Source organism: Afipia carboxidovorans OM5, from assembly GCF_000218565.1.
Classification (GTDB): domain Bacteria; phylum Pseudomonadota; class Alphaproteobacteria; order Rhizobiales; family Xanthobacteraceae; genus Afipia; species Afipia carboxidovorans.
On the sequence record NC_015684.1, the window covers coordinates 1,708,635 to 1,733,422 of the forward strand.

26 protein-coding genes are annotated in these 24,788 nt (G+C 64.2%); 21 read left to right on the forward strand and 5 right to left on the reverse strand.

Annotated elements, in window-relative coordinates; all coding sequences use genetic code 11:
• Position 1: 1 nt before the first annotated feature.
• Both OCA5_RS07960 and OCA5_RS07965 read right to left on the reverse strand, forming a co-directional pair.
• A complete protein-coding gene (locus tag OCA5_RS07960) occupies positions 2-1,822 on the reverse strand; it encodes an ABC-F family ATP-binding cassette domain-containing protein (RefSeq protein ID WP_012563615.1) in 1,821 nt (606 codons plus the stop codon).
• Positions 1,823-1,848: 26 nt separating this feature from the next.
• Positions 1,849-2,307 (reverse strand): YaiI/YqxD family protein, encoded by a 459-nt coding sequence (locus OCA5_RS07965; RefSeq protein WP_012563614.1) that lies wholly within the window; start codon positions 2,305-2,307, stop codon positions 1,849-1,851.
• Positions 2,308-2,528: 221 nt separating this feature from the next.
• Here OCA5_RS07965 and OCA5_RS07970 point away from each other — a divergent pair, with 221 nt between their 5' ends.
• Together OCA5_RS07970 and OCA5_RS07975 are read left to right on the forward strand one after the other, a co-directional pair.
• Entirely contained in the window at positions 2,529-3,578 is a 1,050-nt protein-coding gene (locus OCA5_RS07970; protein WP_013913030.1) for a Ppx/GppA phosphatase family protein, read from the forward strand.
• 27 nt (positions 3,579-3,605) lie between these two features.
• Positions 3,606-4,283: an RlmE family RNA methyltransferase gene (locus OCA5_RS07975; RefSeq protein WP_012563611.1), complete on the forward strand. Its 678-nt coding sequence runs from the start codon at positions 3,606-3,608 to the stop codon at positions 4,281-4,283.
• Between the two features lie 317 nt (positions 4,284-4,600).
• Here the strand turns inward: OCA5_RS07975 and OCA5_RS07980 are convergent, their stop codons facing one another.
• Positions 4,601-6,064 carry an MFS transporter gene (locus OCA5_RS07980; RefSeq protein ID WP_012563610.1) on the reverse strand — a complete coding sequence of 488 codons (1,464 nt, stop codon included), beginning with the start codon at positions 6,062-6,064 and terminating at the stop codon, positions 4,601-4,603.
• Positions 6,065-6,382: 318 nt separating this feature from the next.
• On the opposite strand from OCA5_RS07980, the gene guaB reads away from it, so the two are divergent.
• The 5 genes from guaB (at position 6,383) to OCA5_RS08005 (ending at position 13,004) form a co-directional block, all read left to right on the forward strand.
• On the forward strand, positions 6,383-7,873 hold the full coding sequence (gene guaB / locus OCA5_RS07985) for an IMP dehydrogenase (protein WP_012563609.1): 1,491 nt from the start codon (positions 6,383-6,385) through the stop codon (positions 7,871-7,873).
• Positions 7,874-7,954: 81 nt separating this feature from the next.
• A complete protein-coding gene (locus OCA5_RS07990) occupies positions 7,955-8,299 on the forward strand; it encodes a hypothetical protein (RefSeq protein WP_012563608.1) in 345 nt (114 codons plus the stop codon).
• Between the two features lie 19 nt (positions 8,300-8,318).
• Positions 8,319-9,620 (forward strand): RsmB/NOP family class I SAM-dependent RNA methyltransferase, encoded by a 1,302-nt coding sequence (locus OCA5_RS07995; protein WP_012563607.1) that lies wholly within the window; start codon positions 8,319-8,321, stop codon positions 9,618-9,620.
• A gap of 213 nt (positions 9,621-9,833) precedes the next feature.
• The gene (gene guaA / locus OCA5_RS08000) at positions 9,834-11,429 is read left to right on the forward strand and encodes a glutamine-hydrolyzing GMP synthase (RefSeq protein ID WP_012563606.1); all 1,596 of its coding nucleotides are present in this window, start codon (positions 9,834-9,836) and stop codon (positions 11,427-11,429) included.
• A 315-nt stretch (positions 11,430-11,744) separates the two neighbouring features.
• A complete protein-coding gene (locus OCA5_RS08005; protein ID WP_012563604.1) occupies positions 11,745-13,004 on the forward strand; it encodes a tyrosine-type recombinase/integrase in 1,260 nt (419 codons plus the stop codon).
• On the opposite strand, the gene OCA5_RS08010 is transcribed toward OCA5_RS08005, so the two are convergent.
• On the reverse strand, positions 12,994-13,287 hold the full coding sequence (locus tag OCA5_RS08010; protein ID WP_041559584.1) for a helix-turn-helix transcriptional regulator: 294 nt from the start codon (positions 13,285-13,287) through the stop codon (positions 12,994-12,996). The two genes, OCA5_RS08005 and OCA5_RS08010, sit on opposite strands and share 11 nt — an antisense overlap.
• A 517-nt stretch (positions 13,288-13,804) precedes the next feature.
• Here OCA5_RS08010 and OCA5_RS08015 point away from each other — a divergent pair.
• The 6 genes from OCA5_RS08015 (at position 13,805) to OCA5_RS08035 (ending at position 19,564) form a co-directional block, all read left to right on the forward strand.
• Positions 13,805-16,006, forward strand: coding sequence for a ParB/RepB/Spo0J family partition protein (locus OCA5_RS08015; RefSeq protein WP_012563602.1), 2,202 nt, complete (start codon positions 13,805-13,807; stop codon positions 16,004-16,006).
• 123 nt (positions 16,007-16,129) lie between these two features.
• Positions 16,130-16,468, forward strand: coding sequence for a hypothetical protein (locus tag OCA5_RS08020; RefSeq protein WP_013913032.1), 339 nt, complete (start codon positions 16,130-16,132; stop codon positions 16,466-16,468).
• Entirely contained in the window at positions 16,465-16,836 is a 372-nt protein-coding gene (locus OCA5_RS08025) for a DUF2958 domain-containing protein (RefSeq protein ID WP_012563600.1), read from the forward strand. Before OCA5_RS08020 ends, OCA5_RS08025 begins: the two co-directional genes overlap by 4 nt.
• A 66-nt stretch (positions 16,837-16,902) precedes the next feature.
• Positions 16,903-17,040, forward strand: coding sequence for a hypothetical protein (locus OCA5_RS19380; RefSeq protein ID WP_012563599.1), 138 nt, complete (start codon positions 16,903-16,905; stop codon positions 17,038-17,040).
• 645 nt (positions 17,041-17,685) lie between these two features.
• Positions 17,686-17,994: a DUF736 domain-containing protein gene (locus OCA5_RS08030; RefSeq protein ID WP_013913034.1), complete on the forward strand. Its 309-nt coding sequence runs from the start codon at positions 17,686-17,688 to the stop codon at positions 17,992-17,994.
• A gap of 373 nt (positions 17,995-18,367) precedes the next feature.
• Positions 18,368-19,564 carry a hypothetical protein gene (locus OCA5_RS08035; protein ID WP_012563595.1) on the forward strand — a complete coding sequence of 399 codons (1,197 nt, stop codon included), beginning with the start codon at positions 18,368-18,370 and terminating at the stop codon, positions 19,562-19,564.
• 243 nt (positions 19,565-19,807) lie between these two features.
• Here the strand turns inward: OCA5_RS08035 and OCA5_RS08040 are convergent, their stop codons facing one another.
• Complete coding sequence (locus OCA5_RS08040) at positions 19,808-20,023, reverse strand: helix-turn-helix domain-containing protein (RefSeq protein WP_012563594.1); 216 nt, start codon at positions 20,021-20,023, stop codon at positions 19,808-19,810.
• Positions 20,024-20,250: 227 nt separating this feature from the next.
• Between OCA5_RS08040 and OCA5_RS08045 the strand changes: the two genes are divergently transcribed.
• The 8 genes from OCA5_RS08045 (at position 20,251) to OCA5_RS08075 (ending at position 24,770) form a co-directional block, all read left to right on the forward strand.
• Positions 20,251-20,514, forward strand: coding sequence for a DNA -binding domain-containing protein (locus OCA5_RS08045; RefSeq protein ID WP_012563593.1), 264 nt, complete (start codon positions 20,251-20,253; stop codon positions 20,512-20,514).
• A 144-nt stretch (positions 20,515-20,658) separates the two neighbouring features.
• The gene (locus OCA5_RS19630) at positions 20,659-20,982 is read left to right on the forward strand and encodes a transcriptional regulator domain-containing protein (protein WP_422836366.1); all 324 of its coding nucleotides are present in this window, start codon (positions 20,659-20,661) and stop codon (positions 20,980-20,982) included.
• The gene (locus OCA5_RS19475) at positions 20,888-21,454 is read left to right on the forward strand and encodes a DUF2285 domain-containing protein (protein ID WP_244396065.1); all 567 of its coding nucleotides are present in this window, start codon (positions 20,888-20,890) and stop codon (positions 21,452-21,454) included. Before OCA5_RS19630 ends, OCA5_RS19475 begins: the two co-directional genes overlap by 95 nt.
• A gap of 135 nt (positions 21,455-21,589) precedes the next feature.
• Positions 21,590-21,832: a helix-turn-helix transcriptional regulator gene (locus OCA5_RS08055; RefSeq protein ID WP_012563591.1), complete on the forward strand. Its 243-nt coding sequence runs from the start codon at positions 21,590-21,592 to the stop codon at positions 21,830-21,832.
• A gap of 8 nt (positions 21,833-21,840) precedes the next feature.
• The gene (locus tag OCA5_RS08060; RefSeq protein WP_012563590.1) at positions 21,841-22,704 is read left to right on the forward strand and encodes a replication initiator protein A; all 864 of its coding nucleotides are present in this window, start codon (positions 21,841-21,843) and stop codon (positions 22,702-22,704) included.
• A gap of 259 nt (positions 22,705-22,963) precedes the next feature.
• Positions 22,964-23,722 carry a DNA-methyltransferase gene (locus tag OCA5_RS08065; RefSeq protein WP_012563589.1) on the forward strand — a complete coding sequence of 253 codons (759 nt, stop codon included), beginning with the start codon at positions 22,964-22,966 and terminating at the stop codon, positions 23,720-23,722.
• Positions 23,719-24,213: a DUF2840 domain-containing protein gene (locus tag OCA5_RS08070; RefSeq protein WP_012563588.1), complete on the forward strand. Its 495-nt coding sequence runs from the start codon at positions 23,719-23,721 to the stop codon at positions 24,211-24,213. The genes OCA5_RS08065 and OCA5_RS08070 overlap by 4 nt, the downstream gene beginning before the upstream one ends.
• Positions 24,210-24,770, forward strand: coding sequence for a S26 family signal peptidase (locus OCA5_RS08075; protein ID WP_012563587.1), 561 nt, complete (start codon positions 24,210-24,212; stop codon positions 24,768-24,770). Before OCA5_RS08070 ends, OCA5_RS08075 begins: the two co-directional genes overlap by 4 nt.
• Positions 24,771-24,788 lie beyond the last annotated feature (18 nt).

A 24,788-nucleotide genomic window follows, 5' to 3' on the forward strand; every position in this document is an offset into this window, starting at 1 on the left:
CTCACGTCCCGCTCTCGATATCCTCGCGCAGGATTTCCAATTCCAGCCATTGTTCTTCGGCGCTCGCGAGTTCGGCGTGGGCCTTGGTCATCGCCGCCGAGGCGGCGTCGAACGCCTTGCGGTCGCGGGCATAAAGCGTCGGGTCGTCGAGTTGCGTTTGCAGCTTTGCGATCTCGGCCTGCAGCTTCGCCATGGTCTTGGGCAGCGTTTCCAGCGCGTGCTTCTCCTTGAAGCTGAGACGACGCTTCGGCGCGGCCGTCGAAGCAGGCGCGGAGGGCGGAGCCTTTGCAACCTTTGCGGATGCGGCTGTGCCCTTGACGGCCTTTTCCTTGAGGTCGCTGCCGCGCTGCGCCAGCATGTCGGAATAGCCGCCGGCGTATTCGACCCAGCGGCCTTCGCCCTCCGGCGCGATCACCGAGGTGACGACGCGGTCGAGGAAGTCGCGATCATGGCTGATGAGGATCACCGTACCCTCGTATTCGCCGAGCATGTCTTCCAGCACGTCGAGCGTTTCGAGATCGAGATCGTTGGTCGGCTCGTCGAGTACCAGAACGTTCGACGGCTTTGCCAGCGCGCGCGCCAGCATCAGCCGCCCGCGTTCGCCGCCGGACAGCGCCTCCAGCGGCGTGCGCGCCTGCTCCTGGCTGAACAGGAAGTCCTTCATGTAGCTCACGACATGCTTCGGCTTGCCGCCGACCATGATGGTGTCGCCGCGCCCGCCGGTGAGAGCATTCGCGAGTGTCGATTTCGGATCGAGGCTTTCGCGGTGCTGGTCGAGCGTCGCCATCTCGATGTTGGCGCCGAGCCGCACCGTGCCGCTGTCGGGCGGTGACGTACCGATCAAAAGATTGATCAGCGTCGTCTTGCCTGCGCCGTTGGGGCCGACGATGCCGAGCCGGTCGCCGCGCGCGATGCGGGTCGAGAAGTCGTTGACGATCGGACGTTCGCCGAACGATTTGACGAGATGCTTCGCCTCGACCACGAGCTTGCCGGAGAGATCGGACTCGGCGGCGGCGAGCGTCGCCTTGCCGGTGGCGCCGCGATAGCCGCGCCGCGCCTGCCGCAGCGCGTGCAGATTGCCGAGTCGCTTGACGTTGCGCTTGCGCCGGCCGGAGACGCCGTAGCGCAGCCAGTGTTCTTCCATCACGATCTTGCGGTCGAGCTTGTGCTGCTCGCGTTCTTCGTCGGCCAGCACCTCGTCGCGCCACGCCTCGAACGCGCCAAAGCCTTTCTCGATGCGCCGCGTCTCGCCGCGGTCGAGCCACACGGTCGCGCGCGACAGGTTGGTGAGAAAGCGCCGGTCGTGGCTGATCATGACCAGCGCACTGCGGCGTGAGGCCAGTTCGCTTTCCAGCCATTCGATGGTGGTGAGATCGAGATGGTTGGTCGGCTCGTCGAGCAGAAGAATGTCGGGCGAGGGCGCCAGCACGCGGGCAAGTGCAGCGCGGCGCGCCTCGCCGCCGGACAGGCTCGCCGGATTTTCCTCGCCGGTCAGCCCAAGCTGCTCCAGCAGGTAGCGCGCCTGATAGAGATCGTCGCCGGGGCTCAAGCCCGCTTCGACATAGGCGAGTGTCGTCGCAGCGCCGGCGAAATCCGGCTCCTGCGGCAGATAACGCACCGTCGCACCGGGCTGCACGAAGCGCGTGCCGCGATCGGGCTCGATCAATCCCGCGACGATCTTGAGCAAAGTGGATTTGCCCGAGCCGTTGCGCCCGACAAGGCAGACGCGCTCGTTGGCCTCGACGGCCAACTCGACGCCGGAGAGCAGCGGCGTGCCACCGAAGGTGAGCGCGATGTCTTTCAACTGGATCAGCGGAGCCATATCAGCCTGTTTCTTCGTTCCGTCTCTCAGCCTTGCGGCTGCGTGCGCGCGATGCGGCGGATGGTCTGGTCGAGGGTCGACAGAAAAGCGGAGCGGTCCTTCGGCGAAAAGCCGCGTGGCCCGCCGGTGATCTCGCCGCTCTCGCGCAGGTCGCTCATCAGGTTGCGTACCGCAAGCGTCATGCCGATCGAATCCTCCGTGAAAGCCTTTCCGTTCGGTGCGATGACGGCCGCGCCTGCCTTGACGCAACGGCTCGCGAGCGGAATGTCGGCGGTGATGACGATATCGCCACTCGTCGCCCGCGCCGCGATCCAGTCATCGGCCGCGTCCATGCCGGGACCGGCCGCGATCCGCTCGATCTGCGGATCGTCGGGCACGCGGATGAAATTGCCCGCCACCACGCTCACCGGCCATTGGTGGCGCGCGGCAACGCGATAGGCTTCCTCCTTCACCGGGCAGGCATCGGCATCGATATAGATTCGCATCGGTCCAGAACGTCGGGGTTTACGTTTTGCGTTGCGATATCATGGCCGCCCGCAATGAGGAAGCCGCGGGGGAGCGGCCTTTTGCGGTGTTCCCGCGGGTCTTGACCGGATGGGTTGCACGGATCGGTCGCGCTGATAGATTTAACACCGAATGGTGTTTCGCGTCTCAGGGTTTGGCCTTCAACCAAGGCTTTGCCTGAAAGGCGCAGATTTGGATCTGCATGACGGAGCATGCCCAGCCCCGCGTTTTCGAGCGACGGTCGAACCTGGTGGCGGGCGAGGCGCAACCGAGCCAGGCGTCTGGTCTGCCAGCCTATGCGGCGATCGATCTCGGCACCAACAACTGCCGGCTGTTGATCGCGCGCCCCTCGGGCGACAGCTTCCGCGTGGTGGATTCGTTCTCGCGCATCATTCGGCTTGGCGAAGGCATCGTCTCCTCGGGCCGCATCAGCGAAGCCGCGATCGAGCGTGCCGTCGGTGCGCTGTCGGTGTGCCGTGACAAGATGGACGCGCGCAGCGCGCATCGCCGCCGCACCATCGCGACCGAAGCCTGCCGCGCGGCGGATAATTCGGATGAATTTCTCTCGCGCATCCGCGAGAAGACCGGCATCGAACTCGAGATCATCGACCGCGAAACGGAATCGACGCTCGCCTCGATCGGCTGCACGCCGTTGCTCGATGAGCGCGCGCGCGGCGTGATCCTGTTCGACATCGGTGGCGGCTCCACCGAAGTCGTGAAGCTGATGCGGCCCGACGGCGAGCCCGATGCGCCGCCGGTGAAAGGCCCGTGGATTTCGCTGCCGGTCGGCGTGGTGACGCTGGCCGAGCATTTCGGCGGCATCGACGTCACGCGCGAATCCTATGCGGCGATGGTCGGTGAAGTCGCAAGGCATCTCGCGCCGTTCGCGGCCGCGCATGGCGACGACATCGACGGCATGCATCTCCTCGGCACCTCGGGCACCGTGACGACGGTGGCGGGGCTTCACCTCGGGCTCGTGCGTTACGACCGCCGCCGTGTCGATGGCTTGTGGATGAACAATCAAGACATCACCGCCGCGGTGGAGCGGCTGATGTCGATGACCTATCGCCAGCGCGCCGACAACGCCTGCATCGGCACCGAGCGCGCCGACCTCGTGCTCGCGGGCTGCGCCATTCTCGATGCGATCCGCGATGCGTTCCCGGTTTCGCGACTGCGGGTGGCCGACCGCGGCCTGCGCGAGGGCATGCTGGTCGAAATGATGCGCGAAGACGGCTATATCCCGGCTGCATAGGCGCGCGACAGGCATTCAAGGCGGATCATGGCAAAGGACACGACCGGGCGGCTGCACGTCACGGTAAAGAGCGGTGGCAAGCGCAAGCTGTCATCGAAGCTGTGGCTGGAGCGCCAGCTCAACGATCCCTATGTCGCGCAGGCCAAGCGCGACGGTTTCCGCTCGCGCGCGGCCTACAAGCTGCGCGAGATGGACGACAAGTATCATTTCCTCAAGCAAGGGCAGGCGGTGGTCGATCTCGGCGCGGCACCGGGGGGCTGGAGCCAGATCGCGGCGAAGCGCGTCGGCGCGGAAGCGGGCCGGGGCAAGGTGATCGCCATCGATCTGCTGGAGATGGGTGAAATTCCGGGCGTGACCTTCGCGCAGCTTGATTTTCTTAGTGATGATGCGCCGGAAAAACTACGCGCGATGCTGGGCGGCGGCGCCGATATCGTGATGTCCGATATGGCGGCGAACACGACCGGCCATCGCAAAACAGATCAGTTGCGCATCGTCGGCCTTGTCGAAAGTGCTGCGGCATTCGCGGCCGAAGTGCTCAATCCGGGCGGCACGTTCCTTGCGAAAGTATTTCAAAGCGGAGCGGATGCGACGCTGCAGGCGGAATTGAAGCGCAACTTCGCAACCGTGCGCCACGTCAAGCCGGCGGCGAGCCGACAGGATTCCTCGGAGCGCTACGTGCTCGCGATGGGCTTTCGCGGGGGTTAGTCCGATCACTGTCATTGCGAGCGAAGCGAAGCAATCCAGGGAGTATCCGCTCTGGCGGAAACATATTTCTCCGTCATGCCCGGCTTTACGCCGGGCATCAACAAGTCGTCTTTCTTCACCTCTCCCCGGTGGGGAGAGGTCGCGAGCCATAAGCGCGTTTACGCGCGTCTTTGACGGCTATGCGAGCGGGTGAGGGGGCTCCTGGCGTCTCTTGAGCACCGTACGCCCTCACCCGGTGGCGTTCGCTATCGCTCCGCCCCCGACCTCTCCCCACGGGAGAGGTGGCGCTCACACCTCGCTCAAATTGACAGGAAACATCACCCTAGCCGCTGGTCGCGAACGTCCGCCGTCGTCTCGTTGGCGACGGTGTCGGCGGCCTTCGGTCCTTCCATCGCCTCGACCTTGCGGCCCGAGACCTGATGTCCGGCATCGTTGGGCAGGCGATAGAACGAGAAGAACGACGTCAGCGAGATCAGCGAAATCACGACGAACGCCGGCCAGAAGTCGGCGGCGCTCAATTCAGCCGCCTGCCGGAAGTGCTGCGTCGCCTCGACCGCGAACGCGCCGATCGCAACGCCGGTCGAGATCGCAAGCTGCTGGTTGACGCTCGCAAGCGTGGTGGCGCGGCTCATCTGCGGCGTCTCCACCTCGGCATAGGCGAGCGTGTTGATCGCGGTGAACTGCAGTGAGCGGAAGAAGCCGCCAACGATCAGGATGATCATGATCAGAAGCAGCGGCGTGGCCGGTGTGAACAGCGCGCAGGCGGCAACGGAAGCCGACGCGACGAACACGTTGAACAGGATCACCGGGCGGAAGCCGAAGGTGCGGATGATGCGCGCGGCAAGCGTCTTCATACCGATCGCACCGATGGCGGAAGCGAATGTCACCATGCCGGACTGGAATGGCGACAGGCCGAACCCGATCTGCATCAACAGCGGCAGCAGGAACGGCAGCGCGCCGATGCCGACGCGGAACAGAAAGCCGCCGCCGAGGCTCGCGCGCAGCGTCGGCAGTTGCAGCAGCGAGAAGTCGAGCACCGGCGAGGCGGTCCGACGTGCGTGCATGATGTAGAGCAGGCCGAACACCGCGCCGCCGACGATCAGTCCGATCACGAGTTGCCACGGCAGCAGGTTGAGGCCCGCGACCGACAGCCCGAAGGCCAGCCCCGCGACCGCGAGGCCCGCGAACAGAAGGCCGATGAGATCGAACCGCTCCGGGTTGTCGCTGCGGATCGGATCGATGTAGCGGATCGCGAGATAAATCCCGAGGATACCGATCGGGATGTTGATCAGAAAGATCCAGTGCCACGAGAAATAAGTGGTGATGAAGCCGCCGAGCGGCGGGCCGATCACCGGGCCGAGCAGGGCAGGCACCGTCACCCACGCCATGGCGTTGACGAGCGCGCTCTTGTCGATGCTCCGCAGCAGCACCAGTCGCCCGACCGGCATCATCATCGCGCCGCCCATGCCTTGCAGGATGCGGGCGATAACGAAATCGGTGAGCGAGGATGAGATCGCGCAGCCGATCGAGCCCGCCATGAACACGGCGATGGCGCAGGCGAACACGTTGCGCGCGCCGAAGCGGTCCGCCATCCAGCCGCTGCCCGGAATGAACACCGCCAGCGAAAGAAGGTAGGACGTGATCGCGACCTTGAGCGTCAGCGGACTGGTGCCGATGTCGTCGGCAATCGCCGGTAGCGATGTCGCGATTACCGTCGAGTCCATGTTCTCCATGAACAGGGCGCAGGCGACGATCAGCGGAATCAGGCGTTCTTTCTGCATAGTGGGGTCGGTCGCAGTTGGTAGGACCAGCGGGTATAGCCCGCCGGTGGGTGAGTCGCGTCGGCCGTGATTGAGCGGTTCGCGCTGGTCCCGTCAACTCGCCGTGAGAATGGCCGTTCCGGCCGGGTAGGGCTGCGATGAAGCCTGCAAAAGACGGCAAAAGTCGCGAGAAAGTCTTTGAAATGTGGGGTCGACATGCTATCGACCAGCGCCAATCCCATCGATGGGCGACGATTCCCCGCGTGGTGCCTCAGCGCCGCCGGACCTTGCCTATCCTGAGATACAAGCGCGGCGGGATGCCGCTGGAGGGAGTTGGCAATGGCGTCTATCAATCAGGCAATCCGGGAAGCATTTACCTTCGACGACGTGTTGTTGAAGCCCGGGTTGTCGGAAGTGATGCCCTCCGACGCCGATCTGCGTACCCATCTGACCCCCGCCGTTCCGCTCAATATTCCGATCATCGCCTCGGCGATGGATACCGTGACCGAAGCCCGCATGGCGATCGCCATGGCGCAGTCCGGTGGCCTTGGCGTCATTCACCGGAATTTCGATCCGGAAGGGCAGGCCGCGCAGGTGCGGCAGGTGAAGAAGTTCGAATCCGGCATGGTGGTGAACCCGCTCACCATCGATCCGAACGCGCGGCTCGCCGATGCGCTGGCGATGATGAAGGATCACGGCTTCTCCGGCATTCCGGTGGTGACCGGCGGCAGCAACGGCCAGCCCGGCAAGCTTGTCGGCATCCTCACCAACCGTGACGTGCGCTTCGCGACCGATCCGAACCAGAAGGTGTCGGAGTTGATGACGCATGAGAAGCTCATCACGGTACGTGAGGGCGTGAGCCAGACCGAAGCCAAGCGGCTGTTGCATCAGAACCGGATCGAGAAACTTCTGGTGGTGGACGATCAGTATCGCTGCGTCGGCCTCATCACCGTGAAGGATATGGAGAAGGCGGTGGCCTATCCGCTGGCCTCCAAGGATGCGCACGGCCGCCTGCGCGTCGCCGCCGCGACTACGGTCGGCGACGGCGGGTTCGAGCGGACCGAACGGCTAATCGACGCGGGCGTCGATGTCGTCGTGGTCGATACCGCGCATGGCCATTCGCAGCGCGTGCTCGATGCGGTGAACCGCATCAAGCGGCAATCGAATGCGGTGCAGGTCGTGGCAGGCAACGTCGCCACGAGGGACGGCACGCAGGCGCTGATCGATTCCGGCGCGGACGCGATCAAGGTCGGCATCGGGCCGGGCTCGATCTGCACCACCCGCATCGTCGCGGGCGTTGGCGTGCCGCAGCTCACCGCGATCATGGAGTCGGTCGAGGCCGCGAAGAAGGCCAACATTCCGGTGATCGCCGATGGCGGCATCAAGTTCTCGGGCGATCTTGCCAAGGCGCTCGCTGCCGGTGCCGATATCGCGATGGTCGGCTCGCTTCTCGCCGGCACCGACGAGACGCCCGGCGAAGTGTTTCTGTGGCAGGGCCGTTCCTACAAGGCCTATCGCGGCATGGGCTCGGTCGGTGCGATGTCGCGCGGCTCGGCCGACCGCTACTTCCAGCAGGACATCAAGGATACGCTGAAGCTCGTGCCCGAGGGCATCGAGGGGCAGGTACCCTATAAGGGGCCGGTGGCCAACGTGCTGCATCAGCTCGCGGGCGGACTTCGCGCGGCGATGGGTTATGTCGGCGCCAAGACGCTGAAGGAATTCCACGCCAAGGCGGAGTTCGTGCGCATCACCGGTGCGGGCTTGCGCGAAAGCCATGTCCACGACGTGACGATCACCCGCGAGAGCCCGAACTATCCCGGCGGTGTGTAGTTATCAACGGCGAGCCCGTGCCGCATTCTTCAAGGTGTGCGCGCACGGGCGATCCATACTTTGATGTTTGGAGATGCCGTTATGATGTATCAGGGCATTTTACTGCCTGTCTTCGTTCTCGTGGCGCTGACCTTCGTGGTGTTGTTGCGACGGGGACGGCCCGGACCGATCGCGGAAGGCGCGTTCAGCTTTCCGCTGCATATTCTGTTCTACGTGCTCGTCGCCTATGCCATCACGCTGCGGCAGGCCGATCTTGTGATGGTGCTGCTGGCGTGGGTGTTCCTCGCCATCGAGGCGCTGCAGGCGGGCATTCTGCTGCGAAGCAGCCGTGAAAAGGCCCACGGTTCGTTCTTCACCGCCGGCACACTGGTGTTGCTGGCGATGTGGGTGTACTTCGCGCTTCGAATTCTCTTTCCACAACTCTAGCAAAGATTGAAGGCCAGACATGACGCCCGCCGCGCGGCTCTCCGCCGCCATCGACGTTCTCGGCGCCATCGAGGCCGAACGCATCCCCGCCCAGAACGCACTGAAATCATGGGGCACCGCGCACCGCTTTGCCGGCTCGGGCGACCGTGCCGCGATTGCGGGGCTGGTGTTCGACGCGCTGCGCCGCCACGCGTCGAGCGCCTATTTGATGGATGACGACAGCGCCCGCGCGCGGCTGCTCGGGGCACTCAAGCTCGAACGTGGTCTCGACGTCGAAGCCATTGCTAGCCTGTGCAATGGTGAGCGCTTTGCGCCTGTGCCGTTGTCGGATGCCGAGCGCAATGCGCTTGCGACCCGCACACTTGCCGATGCGCCATCCGATATCGCGGGAGATTACCCCACCTGGCTCGATCCGCATTTTGCGGAAGCCTTTGGCGATGATCGCGTCAAGGAAGCGGCCGCGATGGCGAGCCGCGCGCCGCTCGACCTGCGGGTCAACACGCTTCGGGCCAAGCGGGAGAAGGCGCAGGCCGCACTCTCGCACCTTGGAGCCACGCCGACGCCATGGTCGCCGCTCGGCCTTCGCATCGTGCTCGGGGCGGATGCGCGCAACCCCGGCGTTCATGCCGAGGAGATTTTCCTTAAAGGTGGCGTTGAAGTGCAGGATGAAGGATCGCAGCTCGCGGCCTTGTTCACGCAGGCAAAACCCGGCGAGCAGGTGGTCGATCTTTGCGCGGGCGCGGGCGGCAAAACGCTGGCGCTCGCGGCGATGATGCAGGGTAAGGGCCGGCTGCTCGCGACCGATCGCGACAAGCGCCAGCTTGCGCCGATCCACCAGCGGCTGTCGCGCGCAGGGGTCCACAATGCCGAAATCCGCTCCCCGCGCGGGGCGGAGGACGTGCTGGCCGATGCTTCCGGGAAAGCCGATCTCGTGGTGGTGGACGCGCCCTGTACCGGCACCGGGACGTGGCGGCGCAACCCCGACGCGAAATGGCGGATGCGGCCCGGCGCGCTGGAAATCCGGCTCAAGGATCAGGTCGAGGTGCTCACGCGCGCAGCCTCGCTGGTCAAGCCCGGCGGGCGGCTCGCCTACATCACCTGTTCGGTGCTGCCGCAGGAGAACAGCGGCCAGATCGAGGCCTTCCTCGCGCGCGAGCCGGGCTTTACCGTGATGCCGCCGGCCGAGGTGATCGCGGCGCTGGGCGAGCGGGCGGCCGCTTTCAGGGAAGCCGTGCGCCTGTCGCCGCAGGGGCTTCTGATGACCCCGCTGCGCACCGGCACCGACGGGTTTTTCGTGTCGCTCCTGCGCAAGGCGGGATAGAGCGACGTCGGAAAATAGCGATTGGATACAAGGATCGTCATTGCCGGGCTTGACCCGGCAATCCATCTTCTTGAAGAGACTCTTCTTTTTGATGGATGCGCGGGTCAAGCCCCGCATGACATTCCGCATGAGTGCGGTTAAACCTGCCGATAAGCCCGGTTTTGCAAGCGTTCCGGGGTTGCGAGTCCGTCCCCCCTCGCGTATCTCCCAGCCATGACAGCACCCCGCCAGAGCACGTCCGCGACGCCCGATGTGGCGGCCGCGCACGACAAGATTCTGATCGTCGATTTCGGCTCTCAGGTCACGCAATTGATCGCCCGCCGCGTCCGGGAAGAGGGCGTCTATTCCGAAATCGTCCCCTTCCAGAAAGCTGAGCAGGCCTTCACGGCGATGCAGCCGAAAGCCGTGATCCTCTCGGGCGGCCCGGCCTCGGTGCTGGAGGCAGGCGCGCCGTCCGCGCCGATGTCGATCTTCACCGCGGGTGTGCCGGTGCTCGGCATCTGCTACGGCGAGCAGACCATGGCGCAGCAACTTGGCGGCATGGTCGAGGGCGGGCACCATCGCGAATTCGGCCGCGCCGCCATCGAGATCACCGACGACTGCGCCCTGTTCGAGGGCGTCTGGAAGAAGGGCGAGCAGCACGACGTCTGGATGAGCCATGGCGACCGCGTCACGAAGTTGCCCGAAGGCTTCCGCGGTGTGGCCAGGGCGGCGGGTTCGCCGATCGCGATCATCGCCGACGATACGCGCAAGTTCTACGCGATGCAGTTTCACCCCGAGGTGGTGCACACGCCGGACGGCGCCAAACTGATCCGCAATTTCGTGCGCAAGGTCGCAGGCCTGAAGGGCGACTGGACCATGCGCGCCTTCCGCGAAGAGGCGATCGAGAAGATCCGCGCGCAGGTGGGCCAGGGCCGGGTGATCTGCGGCCTCTCTGGCGGCGTCGATTCAGCGGTGGCGGCGGTGCTGATCCATGAGGCGATCGGCGATCAACTCACCTGCGTGTTCGTCGATCACGGCTTGCTGCGCATGGCCGAAGCCGAGACGGTGGTGAGCCTGTTTCGCGACCACTACAACATTCCGCTCGTGCATGTGGATGCGTCCAAGACATTCCTGGGGGAGCTTGCGGGCGTCACCGATCCCGAACTGAAGCGCAAGACCATCGGCCGGCTGTTTATCGATGTGTTCGATGAGGAAGCGAAGAAGATCGGTGGTGCCGATTTCCTCGCGCAGGGCACGCTCTATCCGGACGTGATCGAAAGCGTGTCGTTCACCGGCGGGCCTTCGGTGACGATCAAGTCGCATCACAATGTCGGCGGCCTGCCCGCGCGCATGAAGATGAAGCTCGTCGAGCCGCTGCGCGAGCTGTTCAAGGATGAAGTGCGCGCCTTGGGCCGAGAACTCGGCCTGCCGGATGTGTTCGTCGGCCGCCATCCGTTTCCGGGACCGGGGCTTGCGATCCGCTGCCCGGGCGAGATCACGCCGGAGAAACTCGACATCCTGCGGCAGGCGGATGCGATCTATATCGAGGAAATCCGCCGCGCCGGTCTGTACGATACGATCTGGCAGGCGTTCGCCGTGCTGCTGCCGGTGAAAACCGTCGGGGTGATGGGCGACGGGCGGACTTACGAATTCGTGGTCGGCCTGCGCGCGGTGACCTCGACCGACGGCATGACGGCGGATTTCTATCCGTTCGACATGAGGTTTCTCGGCGAAACCGCAACCCGCATCATCAACGAGGTGAAGGGCGTCAACCGCGTGGTCTACGACGTGACGAGCAAGCCGCCTGGCACGATCGAGTGGGAATAATTCAGTTCTGACAGAGCCTATCGGCTTCTACGCTGAAATACGATGTAACCAACTGATAAATCGAAATATTTACTCCGAGATCGCTTGAAGTGTATTGAACGTCAACGCCTCGCTTTGACGGTCTTTTTGACGGTCTTCAAAATCTGCGAACATCCCTCCAACAAAAAACCGTCAGCCGATATTCGGGCAGCAAGCCGCCGTAGTTTGATATAGTTCATTGAAATACCAGAGATATTAAATTTGCTTGACGGTCTTTTTCGTGACGGACAAAATGACGGTCAATTTCCTGCGCTCCGAGCCTTTGCGAGGCTGAGAATGCTGACCGATACAGAGCTTAAAGGTCTGAAACCAAAGGATAAAAATTTTAAGGTGACGGACCGTGACGGTATGTACGTCCTGGTCATTCCGTCAGGCACGAAAACCTTCCGAATGGACTACCGCCTGAATGGCCGGCGGGAGACCCTCACCATCGGCCGCTACGGACCTGGGGGCCTGTCGCTCGCCGAGGCGCGCGATCGGTGTCTCGCTGCGAAGAAAGATATCGCAGAGGGGCGCTCACCGGCTCAGGAGAAGCAGCGCGCGAAGCGGCGCGTCGCCCTCGGCGAGACATTCGGCGCCGTTGGTCAGCGCTGGATCAAGTCGGCGCCGATGGCCGACAGTACTCGCGCCATGCGCAAGGCGATTTTCGATCGCGACATATTGCCTGTCTGGAAAAATCGCCTGCTATCCGAGATCACGCCCGACGATCTTCGAGCCCAATGCGTCAAGGTGAAGGATCGTGGTGCGCCGGCAACCGCCATTCATGTTCGCGACATCGTCAAACAGATTTACGCCTATGCGATATTGAATGGCGACAAGACCGCAAATCCGGCGGAGGAGGTTGGTCCTGCTTCGATCGCAACCTTTGCGCCCAAGGACAGGTCGCTCACGCCAACCGAAATTCAGATCATGCTCGACCAACTCAGGCACGTTCCGACGTTGCCCACCATTCGTCTCGGTCTTCGCCTTATACTCCTGACAATGGTGCGCAAGAGCGAATTGCTCGACGCCGTTTGGAGTGAGGTCGACTTTGAGAATGCGGTCTGGAGCATTCCGAAGGAGCGGATGAAGCGCCGCAAACCGCACAATGTCTATTTGTCTCGGCAATCGCTCGACATCATGATCGCGCTCAAGACATGCGCAGGAAATTCCCACTATCTCTTGCCGTCCCGATACGACGCGGATGCTCCAATGTCGCGCGCGACGTTCAACCGGATTACAACGGCGGTTGCGGATCGCGCCAATAAGCTCGGATTGGCCCTGGAGCCATTCACCGTGCATGATCTGCGTCGCACAGGGTCAACCCTGCTGAACGAGATCGGCTTCAATAGTGACTGGATCGAGAAGTGCTTGGCGCACGAAGACGGGCGCAGCTCGCGCGGCGTGTACAATAAAGCCGAGTATGAGCACCAACGCCGTCACATGCTGCAAGAGTGGGCGGACATGGTGGAGGCTTGGGAACAAGACCGAAATCACACGCCGGTCCTGTATCCGCCGGCAATGCAGTTCCCAGGGGTGATGGCGGCTACTGCCTGACCGGGCGCGTCTTCCGCTGACGGACATCGGGCAGGGGCGCTCGCTTAATGAGCGATGCCTCTGAGGCGCGCCGTCGTTGATCGATCCAGTCTTCAACCTCTGTCAGATCCCACACGACGCATCGCGCCGTGAGGTAGAAGCGGCGGGGAAACTCTCCACGCTGCTCAAGTTCGTAGATGGTTGAATCTGCCAAAGGTACGATCCGGCGCAGCTCAGCGCGTCGAATCGCCTTCTTTGTGGCGATTAACATTGTGCGTCGCGGGGTGTTCGTATCTTTGCTCATGGAAAGATACAAACAGATAACTACGCCTGCGAAAAGATGGCGATCCCTTCGTGCGCGAACATTGGCGTAGCCAAGCGCAGCGCATCGAAAAAATATCGGAACATGAGAAAAGATTTCGGCGGTGACGTATCTGTCGCAACCGATCGGCCGCAAGATCGACGGCGGCGTCCTTCTGAGTCGATAGGGTCGCCAGCTATTGTCACAGCCTGCACGCAGGAACGGAGCGCTTCGCGCGCTTTGTTGTGATCGGCTGCGGCTAAAGCCTTGCCGATCGTTGGTGGGGAGAGATGGTCTCGGCCATCTCTCCCCCGCGACTACCGCCTGCGCGATGGCAGGGCCGCGCGCTCGCAAGGCGGCGCATCATCGGCACTTTCCAACACCTTCCGATCCACCTCGCTCGCAACGCAGCCCGGCCATGCTCGCCGGTAGCCGCCCCCCTCTCTGCCGAGCGCTCACGCGCCCCCGGGAGGCATGTCGGGGACATGCCTCCGGCATTAACGCAGAAAGGATTGGAACAATGGCTAGGACATCGAAGAAGGCGAAGGCCGTCCCGGTTGCGACGGTGGCGGAAGCGGCGGCGGACGTGGACGTTCGCAGCATCGAGGACGCGGCGGCGGAAGTTGGTGCGGCGGTTGAGACCGGCGCGGAAGCCGTGTCGGTCGCGGCAAGCGGCGAGACGGTTTTCATTCCGCTCAACAAGCTCAAGAAGCATCCGAAGAACGCCCGCAAGACGCCGCACAGCGAGGCGTCTATCGAGGCGAAGGCCGCGAGCATCGCCGTGAAGGGGATGCTGCAAAACCTTGTGGTGGAGCCCGAGCGTGACGCGGAGGGACAGCCGACCGGCAGCTATCTCGTCGCTGTCGGCGAAGGCCGCAGGCTGGCGCAGTTGCTTCGCGTGAAGCGTAAGGAGATCAAGAAGGCGGAGCCGATCCGCTGTGTCATCGACACGGTGAACGACGCGGCCGAGATCAGCCTTGACGAGAACGTCACGCGCGAGAACCTTCACCCCGCCGACGAGTTCGAGCGCTTCCGCGAGCTTGCGGAAACGCGCGGTTGGGGAGCGCAGGAAATCGCGGCCCGCTTCGGCGTCACCGCGCATGTGGTGAAGCAGCGGCTTCGCCTCGGCGCGGTCAGCCCCAAGCTGATGCAGGTCTATCGCGACGGCGGCTTGACGCTGGACCAGTTGATGGCCTTCGCCATCACCGAGGACCATGCGCGGCAGGAGCAGGTTTACGAAAACCTCTCCTATAACCGCGAGCCTTCCGTCATCCGTCGCGACCTCATGAGGACGCATATTCCGGCAACGGATCGGCGTGCGATCTTCGTCGGCGCGGAGGATTACCTTGAGAACGGCGGCACGATCATCCGCGACCTGTTCACGGAGGATCGCGGCGGTTATTTCGAGGACGCCGCGTTGCTCGACCGGCTTGTCATCGGCAAGCTGGAATGGATCGCGCAGTCGCTGCAGGACGCCGAAGGCTGGAAGTGGGTGCAAGCCCATATCGACTATCCCCATGCCCACGGCCTGCGCCGCGCCTATCCGCAGAAGGTGGAGCTTTCCGAAGCGGAGGAAGCGGCCTATGCCACCGCGCAGGAGGAATACGACCGCCTGTCGTCGGAGCATGAAGGTGCGGATGAGCTTCCCGACGATGTGGACGAGCGTTTCGGGGAGCTTGAAGCCGAGATCGAGCGCATCGACGCCTTGCGTCATGCCTACGATCCCGACGACATCGCGCGCGGCGGCGTGTTCGTCGTACTGTCTTCGGATGGGGAAGCCCGCATCGAACGCGGCTTCATCCGTTCCGAGGACGAGAGGCCCGAACCGGAGGAAGGCGCGGACGGCGAAACCGTCATCGACGGCGTGCGCGTCAACGGCGACGGCGAGATCATCGAGGACGGCGACGAGGGCGGCAACGACGTTTCCGACCTTGAAGCGGAGGACGAGGGTGCGGGGGATGACGGCAAGCCGCTGTCGGACCTTCTCATCCGCGACCTCACCGCGCATCGCACCCTTGGCCTGCGTCTCGCCCTTGGCGAGCAGCCGGACATGGCCTTGATCGCCGTCACCCATGCGCTCGCCGCGCAGACCTTCTATCGCGGTGCAGAGGCGCATTGCCTCGAAATCCGTCCGAGCAGCACGTACCTTGGCGGGCATGCGGACGGCATCGAGGATACGGCGGCGGCGAAGGCGCTGGCGGATCGTCATGCCGGGTGGGCGGCCGACATGCCGCGCAACGTGGCGGACCTTTGGGACTTCATCGCCGGGCTGGACCATGCGAGCGTCATGGCGCTGTTCGCGCATTGCGCCTCGCAGACCGTCAACGCAGTGAAGTTGCCTGCGGAGAAGAAGCCGCGCGCCCATGAGACGGCGGACAGGCTGGCGACCGCGCTTGCGCTCGACATGACGGCGCATTGGACGCCCACGGTGCGGACCTATCTCGGCCGCATCACCAAGGCGCACATTCTCGCCGCCGTGCGCGAAGCCGTCAGCGACGAGGCAGCGGATCGCATCGCCAGCTTGAAGAAGCAGCCGATGGCGGAAGCCGCCGAGCAGCTTCTTGTCGGGACCGGATGGCTCCCGCCGCTGATGCGCACCACCCCGCAGCCCGACTCGGTTGCGGCTATGCCGGATGCGACGGAGCCGGAAGTAGCGGACTTCGCCGCCGATCATGATGCGGCGGCCGAGGATGGCGCAGGCTTCCACGAAGCCGCCGAGTGAGCAGCCACGGCCGGGGCCGCCGCGCGGCTCCGGCCAGCTTTCCCATACCGCACGAGGAATTTCCGGCCGCGCCTGATCGGCGCGGCCGGGGACCTCGACCGCACGACATCAGGAACCATGACCATGAACATCGATGCAGAGCAGCGGGCGATGCTGGCCCGCATGGAGAGGGCGCACGCCGAGAGCGCGCGCCACCTTGCCGTCATCGAACGGCAGATCGAAGCGCGCGCCGAACGGATGACCACGAGCAGCCGCGTCAAAGCCCGCCAGCACGACCGCGCCTCCGCCACCTGGAGCCGCGCCGATGAGCGCGACTTTCAGGCGAATGTCATCGCGTTGCGCTTTCAGCGGCGCGGCGAGATCGACGCGCTGTCCCGCAAGCTGGCGCGGCAGGCCGGAGCCATTGCGGCACACCGCGTTCGCTACCGGGTCAACGAACCGGCAGGGGAGAGCGTATCATGACGCCGCGCTATCCCCGCACCGAACCGCTGATCCCCGACGAGTTGCTGGCCAAGTTGATCGAGAACGGCCGCACCAGCGAGGAACGTGACGGCTTCGATCCGTTCCCGGTCGTGACGCTGTTCATGGCAGACGCGGCGGCGACGTGGCTCTTCACCGAAGCCTATCCCGAAGGTTCTGATATGAGGCTGTTCGGCTTGTGCGACCTCGGTATGGGCTGCCCCGAACTCGGCTACGCAATGCTGTTCGAGATCGAGGACGTGCGCGGCAAGCTCGGCCTGCCTGTCGAGCGCGACCTTTATTTCAAGGCCGAACACCGGCTCAGCAACTACGCCAAGATCGCACACCACGTCGGGATGATCGTGACTTGAAAACCGCGATCCGGCGCGTCGTCACGACGACGCCGGATCGCCTTCATCATAGAGGCAGGACGCGACATGATCGCGCTGATCGTTGTCACCGTCACGCTGACCGGCATGATGTGCGTCCTCGCTTATATGCTGGCGATCTATGCGCTGCCGTTCATGCTGGCGCTTGCCGTAACGCGCTTCGCCTACGCGAACGGGCGCTGCTAGGCGGCGGCACAGCGCCGGGAACAGATGGCAGCACCATGTCCTCGTCGCTCTCGACCAGGCTCGCATCGAGTCGATCGGAGCGGGGAAGCTCGGGTCGCTCAGCTTGCCAAGAGAGAGGCAGCGATTGCCCTTGTCGCATGGGCCTCCATCTCCCACGCCGCACCGAACGCGGCGGTTCGTCACGGCGAACACAGGGGCGGAAATCGGGACCGTTTTCGGTCTCGCTCGACCGCGGCCGGCAGGGAATTTTACCGACGCTGAGGATGACATTGAGCGTGAGGGGCTTGCCCGCGACGGCGCCAGCGAAGCCGTTGTCGGTGCGATTGGAGAAAGCGCGGATCGATTGCAGCCATGACGCGATTTCCCGTCACTCTGCTGACCAAACCACGCCCAACACGAACTCGATTTATCAGGTCTGACCGAAGACCGGCGACGAAGCGCGTCGCCTCGATCTTAATCCCGCAACGGCCGACGCCAGCTTTTTTCCGCCGCCTTCGGCTTTGCATCGCGAAAGACAAAAAAGCTGTCGCCGGCCGCCCTCCACTTCGTTCCGGCCCCAAGGGGTGCGGGCCGATCGTCCCCGGTCTGTCGACCTTCATCGAGATCGCGATGGTCGCGGTCCGATCAACAGAAGGAAATCGCATCATGGCTACAATCGGCACTTTCTCGCGCACCGACAACGGCTACGCTGGCTCGGTCAAGACCCTGACGCTCAATGTCAAGTCGGTGAAGTTCGTGCCGGCCGAGGGCGAGACCGAAAACGGCCCCGACTTCCGCGTGTTCGCCGGAACCACCGAGTTCGGTGCGGCGTGGAAGAAGAAGTCCGACAAGGGCAACGCCTACCTCTCGGTCAAGCTGGACGATCCGAGCTTCCCCGCTCCGATCTATGCGAGCCTGGTCGAGAGCGACGAGGACATGGCGCTCATCTGGTCGCGCCGCCGCGCCGCCGCCTAGCACAGGCCACCGGCCGAGCCCCGCGAAAGCGGGGCTTTGCCATGCTAATCTCCGCCATCGCCCAAGAAAGAAAATGCGGTGAGCTGCGCTCCCGTTGTCCTGATCGGCTGCGGCGAGAGCCTTGCCGATCGGAGTGGGGAGCCAAGGGGTCTTACCCCTTGCTCCCCGCAAATGTCGCCTGTTGCGGGGCAGGGCCGCAGTCTCGCAAAGCGGCCGATCATCACGACCGCTTCACGATCGTCATCCGCTCCGCTCGACCCGCAGCCCGGCCCCGCGCGCCGGCATGTGCCCCCTCCATCCCCGCGCGCTCACGCGCCCCCGGAAGGCATGTCGGGGGACATGCCTTCGGCATTAACGGGAAAGGAACAGGACAATGAACTTTATCAGCAGCAGCCAGAACCAGCAGGCAGTGAACAGCGGTTTCCGGGTGGACATCTCGCGCGGGCAGCGCATCGGCCGCGTATCGTCGGAATGGTTTTCGCGTCCCGATGACGAGCGTTATTTGTCGCTCACCGAGCTTTACGACGCGGTGAAGACGCGGGCGGATCGCGCCAAGGCCCGCACCGTGGAGAGCCGCGCCGTGCGCGTCGAAGCGAGCCGGGAGAATGCGGAACGGCTCGCGTTGATCGTGCCGGGGCAGGAGCAGCCCGTTGCGCCGACGCATTGGAGCTTTGGGCAGTTGTGTAGCCTTGTGGGCGCGCCCGCGACCTATATGCGGCAGCTTCCCGCGCCGCTGGCAGGCATCAACCTTCAGCATGGTTTGCTGTCGCACCGCGCCGAGCTTGTGAAGACCTTGGAGGCGGAAGACGGCCGCATCGAGTTGCGCGCCATGACTGGCCCGGACTACGGCCGCATCTGGGATCACGAACTTGTCGCGGCCGTGATGAAGATCGCGGGCAACGGCACGGGTGACACGATGTGGAAGGTGCCGGGCGTGCTGGATTGGGCGACCATGACGCACAATCCTTTCGTGGACATCACGAAGGACACCACCACGCTTTACGCTTCGGACAGGGATGTTTTTCTTTTCCTTGTCGACGATACGCATCCCATCGAAGCGGGACGCCTGCCGAACGGCGAGCCGGATTTGTATTTCCGGGGCTTCTATTGCTGGAATAGCGAAGTCGGATCGAAGACGCTTGGCATTGCGTCTTTCTATCTTCGCGCGGTCTGCATGAACCGCAACCTTTGGGGCGTGGAAGGCTTCGAGGAAATCAGCATCCGGCACAGCAAGTTTGCGGCGCAGCGGTTTGCGCACGAGGCCGCGCCTGCATTGACGAGCTTCGCCCATTCCTCGCCCGCGCCATTCGTGGCCGGCATCAAGGCGGCGCGGGAGCGCATCGTTGCCCGCACCGATGACGACCGCGAAACCTTCCTGCGCAAGCGCGGGTTCAGCAAGGCCGAGACCGGCAAGATCATCGAGACCGTGTTGCAGGAGGAAGGCCGCCCACCGGAATCAATCTTTGACTTTGTGCAGGGCATGACGGCGCACGCCCGCACCAAGGCGCATCAGGACACGCGGCTTGAACTGGAGGGGAGGGCAAAGACTTTGCTGGAGAAGGCCGCATAATAGAGAAGGCCGCGTCGTCATGATCGACGGCGCGGCCGGACACAAGGCCGTCTCGCACGATTTCCGAAGAGATAAAGACTAGCAATTTTCCGCCGATCCGTGAACCCGGATCGGCGGCGCGGCCGCGCCTGGACGGCACGGCCGCCGCTCGCCGGGCTGCGCCCGGCTCGCGATCCACCCACGAACTTTCCAATTGTCGGATCAGAAATCACGCGCTTGCGCGGGATCTCGGTGTGGCGATGGTCAGCGCTTCAGCACCCGGATCAGGTCGCACGGATCGACGCCCAGCGCGTCAGCCACCTTACCCAGCACACTGACACTTGCCGATACCGCACCGCGCTCGATCGAGCCGACATAGCGCATGCTCAGGCCCGAGCGCTCGGCCAGCTCCTCTTGCGTCAGTTTCTTGTCATAGCGCAGTCGACGCATGTTGATCGCCATGACCTCCTTCAGGTCCATGACGCATGGGAGCCAGAATCGGAACGATCGTTCTAGGAATGATCGTTCCTATTCGGTATAGTCGGAGGCTGGGACTGGTCAGAGATTCGCCGCGCCGGTCGACCTGCTATCGCGTCCGCGGCATGACGTCATTCCACTTTCGACGAGGGAATGTTGTCGCAAATCTATTGCAGGTCAGGTGGATAACCTGTTTGTGAGAATGGGGAACGGGTTCGGGAAATACGCTAATGAGTAGGTCCGGCTTCAAGGACAGCCCGCCGCTGACCGAGCGGGTCAACGCCTATGACGAAGCCCATCTCGCCACCTATCTCCGGCTGCTCGACGCGGCCGAGGAGGGCGCCGACTGGCGCGAGGTGGTCAAGATCGTCTTCGGCCTCGATGCTGATGCCGATCCGCTGCGCGCCAAGCACATGCATGACAGTCACCTGGCGCGCGCACGCTGGATGACGGAGCATGGCTATCGGCATCTTCTCCAGCCGCGGATGCAGTGAGCCGCGCGGAAATTCTGCATCAGACATGCAACTCATGATTGCTCGGACGGCGATCGTTTCGCATTCCGATTATCTGCGTTGCAGCCCTTCCCAGCGCCCCGGTACACGAATCATTCCCAAAGACCGGGCTGGGAGGAAAACAACATGGAGCCGCTTCAAGACTGGCGATCATCACAATTTGAGAATGAATTGGGCCACCTCGATCGTGGTGGCGTGAGCTTCGAGTTTCTCCGCCGCAACGGACAATATCGGCAGGACTACGCAGCAGCGTTGACGGAGATCGCCGCCGGCGGCACGACGAGGACGGAAGCCATCGACCGACTCTCGCGCCGCTGGGGGTTGGCGTTTCCCAGCCGACCCTTCTGCATCGGCAGTGATCGCGCATCCTGTGTGGCGGGCGCAATGCTTCCCTGCCACGCTGATTGTCAGTGCTGCCCCGGACGGCTTCGCGGCTGCTTCGCTGCCTGATCCGCGAACGCTGACCGTCCTCGGCGAATTGACGGGAGATGGCCTGCACGCCATCGCCGCAGATGAGGAAGGCGATCACCAGCTCTGGCTTCCACACGGCAATGAACCGGCGAGATCGGGTGTCTTCCTTCCGTTCGACGAGCATTTCTGGTGGCGCCATCGGAATGCCGCGCGACTGAAGCGACGGATGGAAGGACGGCGCTCGGGCCGCTGGCCGCGCGCACAATGTCTGACTGCGTTCCAGCTCCATCGTGCGGCGCTGATGCTGCGCGCCTGGGATGGCGTGGAATCTGGTGCCTCCCATCGCATCGTTGCCGGCATCCTTCTCAACAAGAGCGTCGAGGCCCTGCGCGCCATCGACTGGAAGAACGCGCCGGAGCGGCGCCAGCTCGCCCGCATTCTGAAAGCCTGCCATGACATGATCGAGGGCGGCTATCTGCGCTGGCTCTCGCCGCGCGATCCCGATCGCTGACGCCGACCGATCCGCGCAGATGGGGGACACTTTCCCTAGAGACCCCCGATTTTTGTCACTCCGCCGGGCCGGAGATTCTTCGCCATCGTCGCATCCGACTCGCCGCCCTCGTGGCGGCTGCGACGGAGCCCTGCAATGTTGGAGAAGACCGAGAAGACTTGGCCGCGCTTCGTGCGAACGCCCGAGGCCGCGCGCCTTCTCGGTCTCTCACCACGCACACTTGAGAAGCATCGCTGCGACGGCACCGGGCCGGTCTATCACAAGCTCGGCGGCCGCGTGGTCTATACGATCGCCGACATCGAGGCATGGATTGACGCCTCCGCGCGCCAGTCTACGGCTGAATCCGCTGCCGGCCATGTGGCCGGCACGGCGCGCTGAGCGTCGCCATGTCGGTGCGCCGCCCATACGACGATCAACAGCTCGAACTCTTCCGGGCGCGCGCCGGCGACATCGCCGCGCGCGACGCGCAGGACCTCATGTCCTGGCCGTTCTTCTCGCTCGCCAAGGTCCGCCGCGTGACGCCGATCGACTTCCGCATGGGCGAGGTGTCGATCCGGGTCGAGGCAACTGCCGAGCACGGCATGGCGACGATCTGGGACGCGGATGTGCTGATCTGGGCCGCGAGTCAGATTGTCGATGCACGAGACCGTGGTCTGCGCACGTCACGGCTGATGGCTGCCACGCCGTATGAGATCCTCACCTTTGTCGGCCGCAGCGATTCCGGTTTGAGCTACGACCGCCTGAAAGCGGCGCTCGACCGGCTGCAATCCACCACCGTCGTCACCTCGATCCGCCAGCCCTCCGAGCGACGGCGGCATCGTTTTTCTTGGATCAATGAATGGAAAGAGCGTCTCGACGCGACCGGCCGGCCGCTCGGCATCGAACTGATCCTGCCGGACTGGTTCTACGCCGGCGTCCTCGACGACGCACTGATCCTCACCATCGACCGCGCTTATTTCCATCTCACCGGCGGCCTCGAGCGCTGGCTTTATCGCCTCGTGCGCAAGTACGGCGGACGCCAGACGCACGGCTGGAGCTTCGATCTCGCGCATCTGCATCTGAAGTCCGGCAGCCTGTCGCCGCTGCGCCGCTTCCGCTTCGAGCTGCGCGCCATCGTCCAGCGCCAGCCGTTGCCCGGCTACCGCCTGACGCTAATCGATGATCCCGACGGACGGCAGCGCCTGATCTTCCAGCCGGCTGATTCCGATCGCATCGTCGCGCCGCGCCAGCGGCGGGGAGGGACGCGATGAACGTGTCCTATCCCGGTCCCGGTGCAAAACGTGTGGACGGACCCGTACTATTAGGAACGCCGACACCCGTACTATTCGGAACGCGAGTCCCGTACTATTGGGAACGCGCGCGTCTCGTAACCCACTGGCGCGACAAGGCGGATTCGGCCCCCTCTAACTTCCCTAACTCAGAGTCCTTCGGACTCTTGCTAACGCGGCTCGCCAAATCGCGGGAATGTGGACGGCCGCACCGCGCCGCGCGCACGTCGGAGATCGCATCATGACGATCACCGACTTTTCTGTGATCGTCGGCGATTGCCGCGTCCTGATGCCGCCGCGCGGTCCCTTCGACCTGATCCTGGCCGATCCGCCCTACGGCGACACGTCGCTCGCCTGGGATCGCCGCGTCGACGGCTGGCTGCGGCTCGCGTGCGACGCGCTGAAGCCATCAGGCTCGCTCTGGGGGTTCGGCTCGCTGCGCTGTTTCATGGCGACGGCCAACCAGTTCGCCGACGCTGGCCTGCGCTATGCGCAGGAAATCGTGTGGGAGAAGCAGAACGGCACGAGCTTTCATGCCGATCGCTTCAAGCGCGTGCATGAGCTGGTCGCGCAGTTCTATCGCGCGGATGCGCCGTGGAGCGCCGTTTACAACGACGTGCAGACGACGCCCGATGCGACGGCGCGCACCGTGCGCCGCAAAATGCGACCGCCGCACACCGGCCATATCGACGTTGGCCACTATGTCAGCGAGGACGGCGGGCCGCGCCTGATGCGCTCCGTCATCTACGCACGCAACTGCCACGGCACGGCGATCCATTCGACCGAGAAGCCTTCCGGCCTGATCGAGATTCTGATCCGCACGAGCTGCCCGCAAGGGGGCCTCGTGGGCGACTGGTTCGCAGGTTCCGGCGCGGCAGGCGAAGCCTGCCGGCTCGCCGGTCGCCGTTATCTCGGCTGCGAGATCGACGCCGGCATGGCCGAGCTTGCGCGAGCGCGCATCGCCTCGGTTCTGCCGCTCGCTGAAGGAGCGCAGCCATGACGGCGGGCCTGCGCGCGAACAGTGCGCCAGCCGATCGCACTTTGGTCGAGCTGACGTGGCGGGAGAAGCGCATCGAGCACCGCATCCGCTTTGGCCGGATCGCCGACGAACAGCGTCTCGACCGTCATCGGCGTATCGTCAGCTTCGCACCTAGCAGCGTCTTCGCTCTCGTCCGCTGGGCGGCCAACGAATACGGCACCATCATTTCGCGGATCGACATCGTGCGGTCTGTCGGAGCCGGCGAGCCCTATCAGACGCTGCCCTTCGTCCGGCCGGGTGGCGATATCCTGTTGCGCATCAGCGGCTGGCCGAAGGTCGAGCGCGTGCTTGCTGCGATCGACGCCATCGAAGCACTCGGCATCGACCCCGCCGACGTTGCGCCGGAGCACTGGCGGCATCTCGGCCATCGCATCGGCGTCAACGAGCCGTTCCGCATCTACAGCCACGAGCAGCATCGCGCCTGGCTGCGCCGACGCGAGGTGCTGCGATGATCGAGCGCCGCGCAACGCTTCTTTCGGTGCTCGCCAGTGTGGCGCTGATCGTCGCGCCAAGCTGGAGCCCTCCGAACATTCGCTTCATCTGGAACGCATCCGCCAGCGTTCCGGTCGGGCTCTACCGGATCGTGCCCGGCGATCATGTCGACGTCACCGATCTCGCCGTCGTCATGCCGCCCGCGGAGCTGGCGGCGTTTCTCGACGAACGCCGCTACTTGCCGCGCGGCCTGCCGCTCATCAAGCGCGTGCTGGCGCTCGGTGGCGCGACCGTCTGCCGGCGTGGCAGCGCCATCATCGCCTATGGCGGAATCTACGGGCAGGCGCTCGCGCGCGATACGCGCGGTCGCCCGCTGCCCGATTGGCAGGGCTGCCGCACGCTCGGCGCCGGCGAAGCCTTCTTCATGAACTGGGACAGCCCCGACAGCTTCGACAGCCGCTATTTCGGGCCGCTTCCCGTCACCACGATCGTCGGCCGCGCCATTCCCGTCTGGACCACCGACGCCACCGATCCGGCCGCGGAATCCCTCCGCGCGCCGGTCTCAGACGAGCCGTGACGGCTCGCTTCTCCAACC

Bases quoted from the DNA above. Each gene is read 5' to 3' on its own strand.
- OCA5_RS07970 (WP_013913030.1), top strand. From the start codon at position 2,529: ATGACGGAGCATGCCCAGCCCCGCGTTTTCGAGCGACGGTCGAACCTG.
- OCA5_RS07990 (WP_012563608.1), top strand. From the start codon at position 7,955: ATGATGTATCAGGGCATTTTACTGCCTGTCTTCGTTCTCGTGGCGCTG.
- OCA5_RS07960 (WP_012563615.1), bottom strand. From the start codon at position 1,822: ATGGCTCCGCTGATCCAGTTGAAAGACATCGCGCTCACCTTCGGTGGC.
- OCA5_RS08035 (WP_012563595.1), top strand. From the start codon at position 18,368: ATGAACTTTATCAGCAGCAGCCAGAACCAGCAGGCAGTGAACAGCGGT.
- OCA5_RS08040 (WP_012563594.1), bottom strand. From the start codon at position 20,023: ATGGACCTGAAGGAGGTCATGGCGATCAACATGCGTCGACTGCGCTAT.
- OCA5_RS08020 (WP_013913032.1), top strand. From the start codon at position 16,130: ATGAACATCGATGCAGAGCAGCGGGCGATGCTGGCCCGCATGGAGAGG.
- OCA5_RS07980 (WP_012563610.1), bottom strand. From the start codon at position 6,064: ATGCAGAAAGAACGCCTGATTCCGCTGATCGTCGCCTGCGCCCTGTTC.
- OCA5_RS08055 (WP_012563591.1), top strand. From the start codon at position 21,590: ATGTTGGAGAAGACCGAGAAGACTTGGCCGCGCTTCGTGCGAACGCCC.
- OCA5_RS08015 (WP_012563602.1), top strand. From the start codon at position 13,805: ATGGCTAGGACATCGAAGAAGGCGAAGGCCGTCCCGGTTGCGACGGTG.
- OCA5_RS08005 (WP_012563604.1), top strand. From the start codon at position 11,745: ATGCTGACCGATACAGAGCTTAAAGGTCTGAAACCAAAGGATAAAAAT.
- OCA5_RS08045 (WP_012563593.1), top strand. From the start codon at position 20,251: ATGAGTAGGTCCGGCTTCAAGGACAGCCCGCCGCTGACCGAGCGGGTC.
- OCA5_RS08030 (WP_013913034.1), top strand. From the start codon at position 17,686: ATGGCTACAATCGGCACTTTCTCGCGCACCGACAACGGCTACGCTGGC.
- OCA5_RS07965 (WP_012563614.1), bottom strand. From the start codon at position 2,307: ATGCGAATCTATATCGATGCCGATGCCTGCCCGGTGAAGGAGGAAGCC.
- OCA5_RS07995 (WP_012563607.1), top strand. From the start codon at position 8,319: ATGACGCCCGCCGCGCGGCTCTCCGCCGCCATCGACGTTCTCGGCGCC.
- OCA5_RS07975 (WP_012563611.1), top strand. From the start codon at position 3,606: ATGGCAAAGGACACGACCGGGCGGCTGCACGTCACGGTAAAGAGCGGT.
- OCA5_RS08075 (WP_012563587.1), top strand. From the start codon at position 24,210: ATGATCGAGCGCCGCGCAACGCTTCTTTCGGTGCTCGCCAGTGTGGCG.
- guaB (WP_012563609.1), top strand. From the start codon at position 6,383: ATGGCGTCTATCAATCAGGCAATCCGGGAAGCATTTACCTTCGACGAC.
- guaA (WP_012563606.1), top strand. From the start codon at position 9,834: ATGACAGCACCCCGCCAGAGCACGTCCGCGACGCCCGATGTGGCGGCC.
- OCA5_RS08065 (WP_012563589.1), top strand. From the start codon at position 22,964: ATGACGATCACCGACTTTTCTGTGATCGTCGGCGATTGCCGCGTCCTG.
- OCA5_RS08070 (WP_012563588.1), top strand. From the start codon at position 23,719: ATGACGGCGGGCCTGCGCGCGAACAGTGCGCCAGCCGATCGCACTTTG.
- OCA5_RS08010 (WP_041559584.1), bottom strand. From the start codon at position 13,287: ATGAGCAAAGATACGAACACCCCGCGACGCACAATGTTAATCGCCACA.
- OCA5_RS19380 (WP_012563599.1), top strand. From the start codon at position 16,903: ATGATCGCGCTGATCGTTGTCACCGTCACGCTGACCGGCATGATGTGC.
- OCA5_RS19630 (WP_422836366.1), top strand. From the start codon at position 20,659: ATGGAGCCGCTTCAAGACTGGCGATCATCACAATTTGAGAATGAATTG.
- OCA5_RS08025 (WP_012563600.1), top strand. From the start codon at position 16,465: ATGACGCCGCGCTATCCCCGCACCGAACCGCTGATCCCCGACGAGTTG.
- OCA5_RS08060 (WP_012563590.1), top strand. From the start codon at position 21,841: ATGTCGGTGCGCCGCCCATACGACGATCAACAGCTCGAACTCTTCCGG.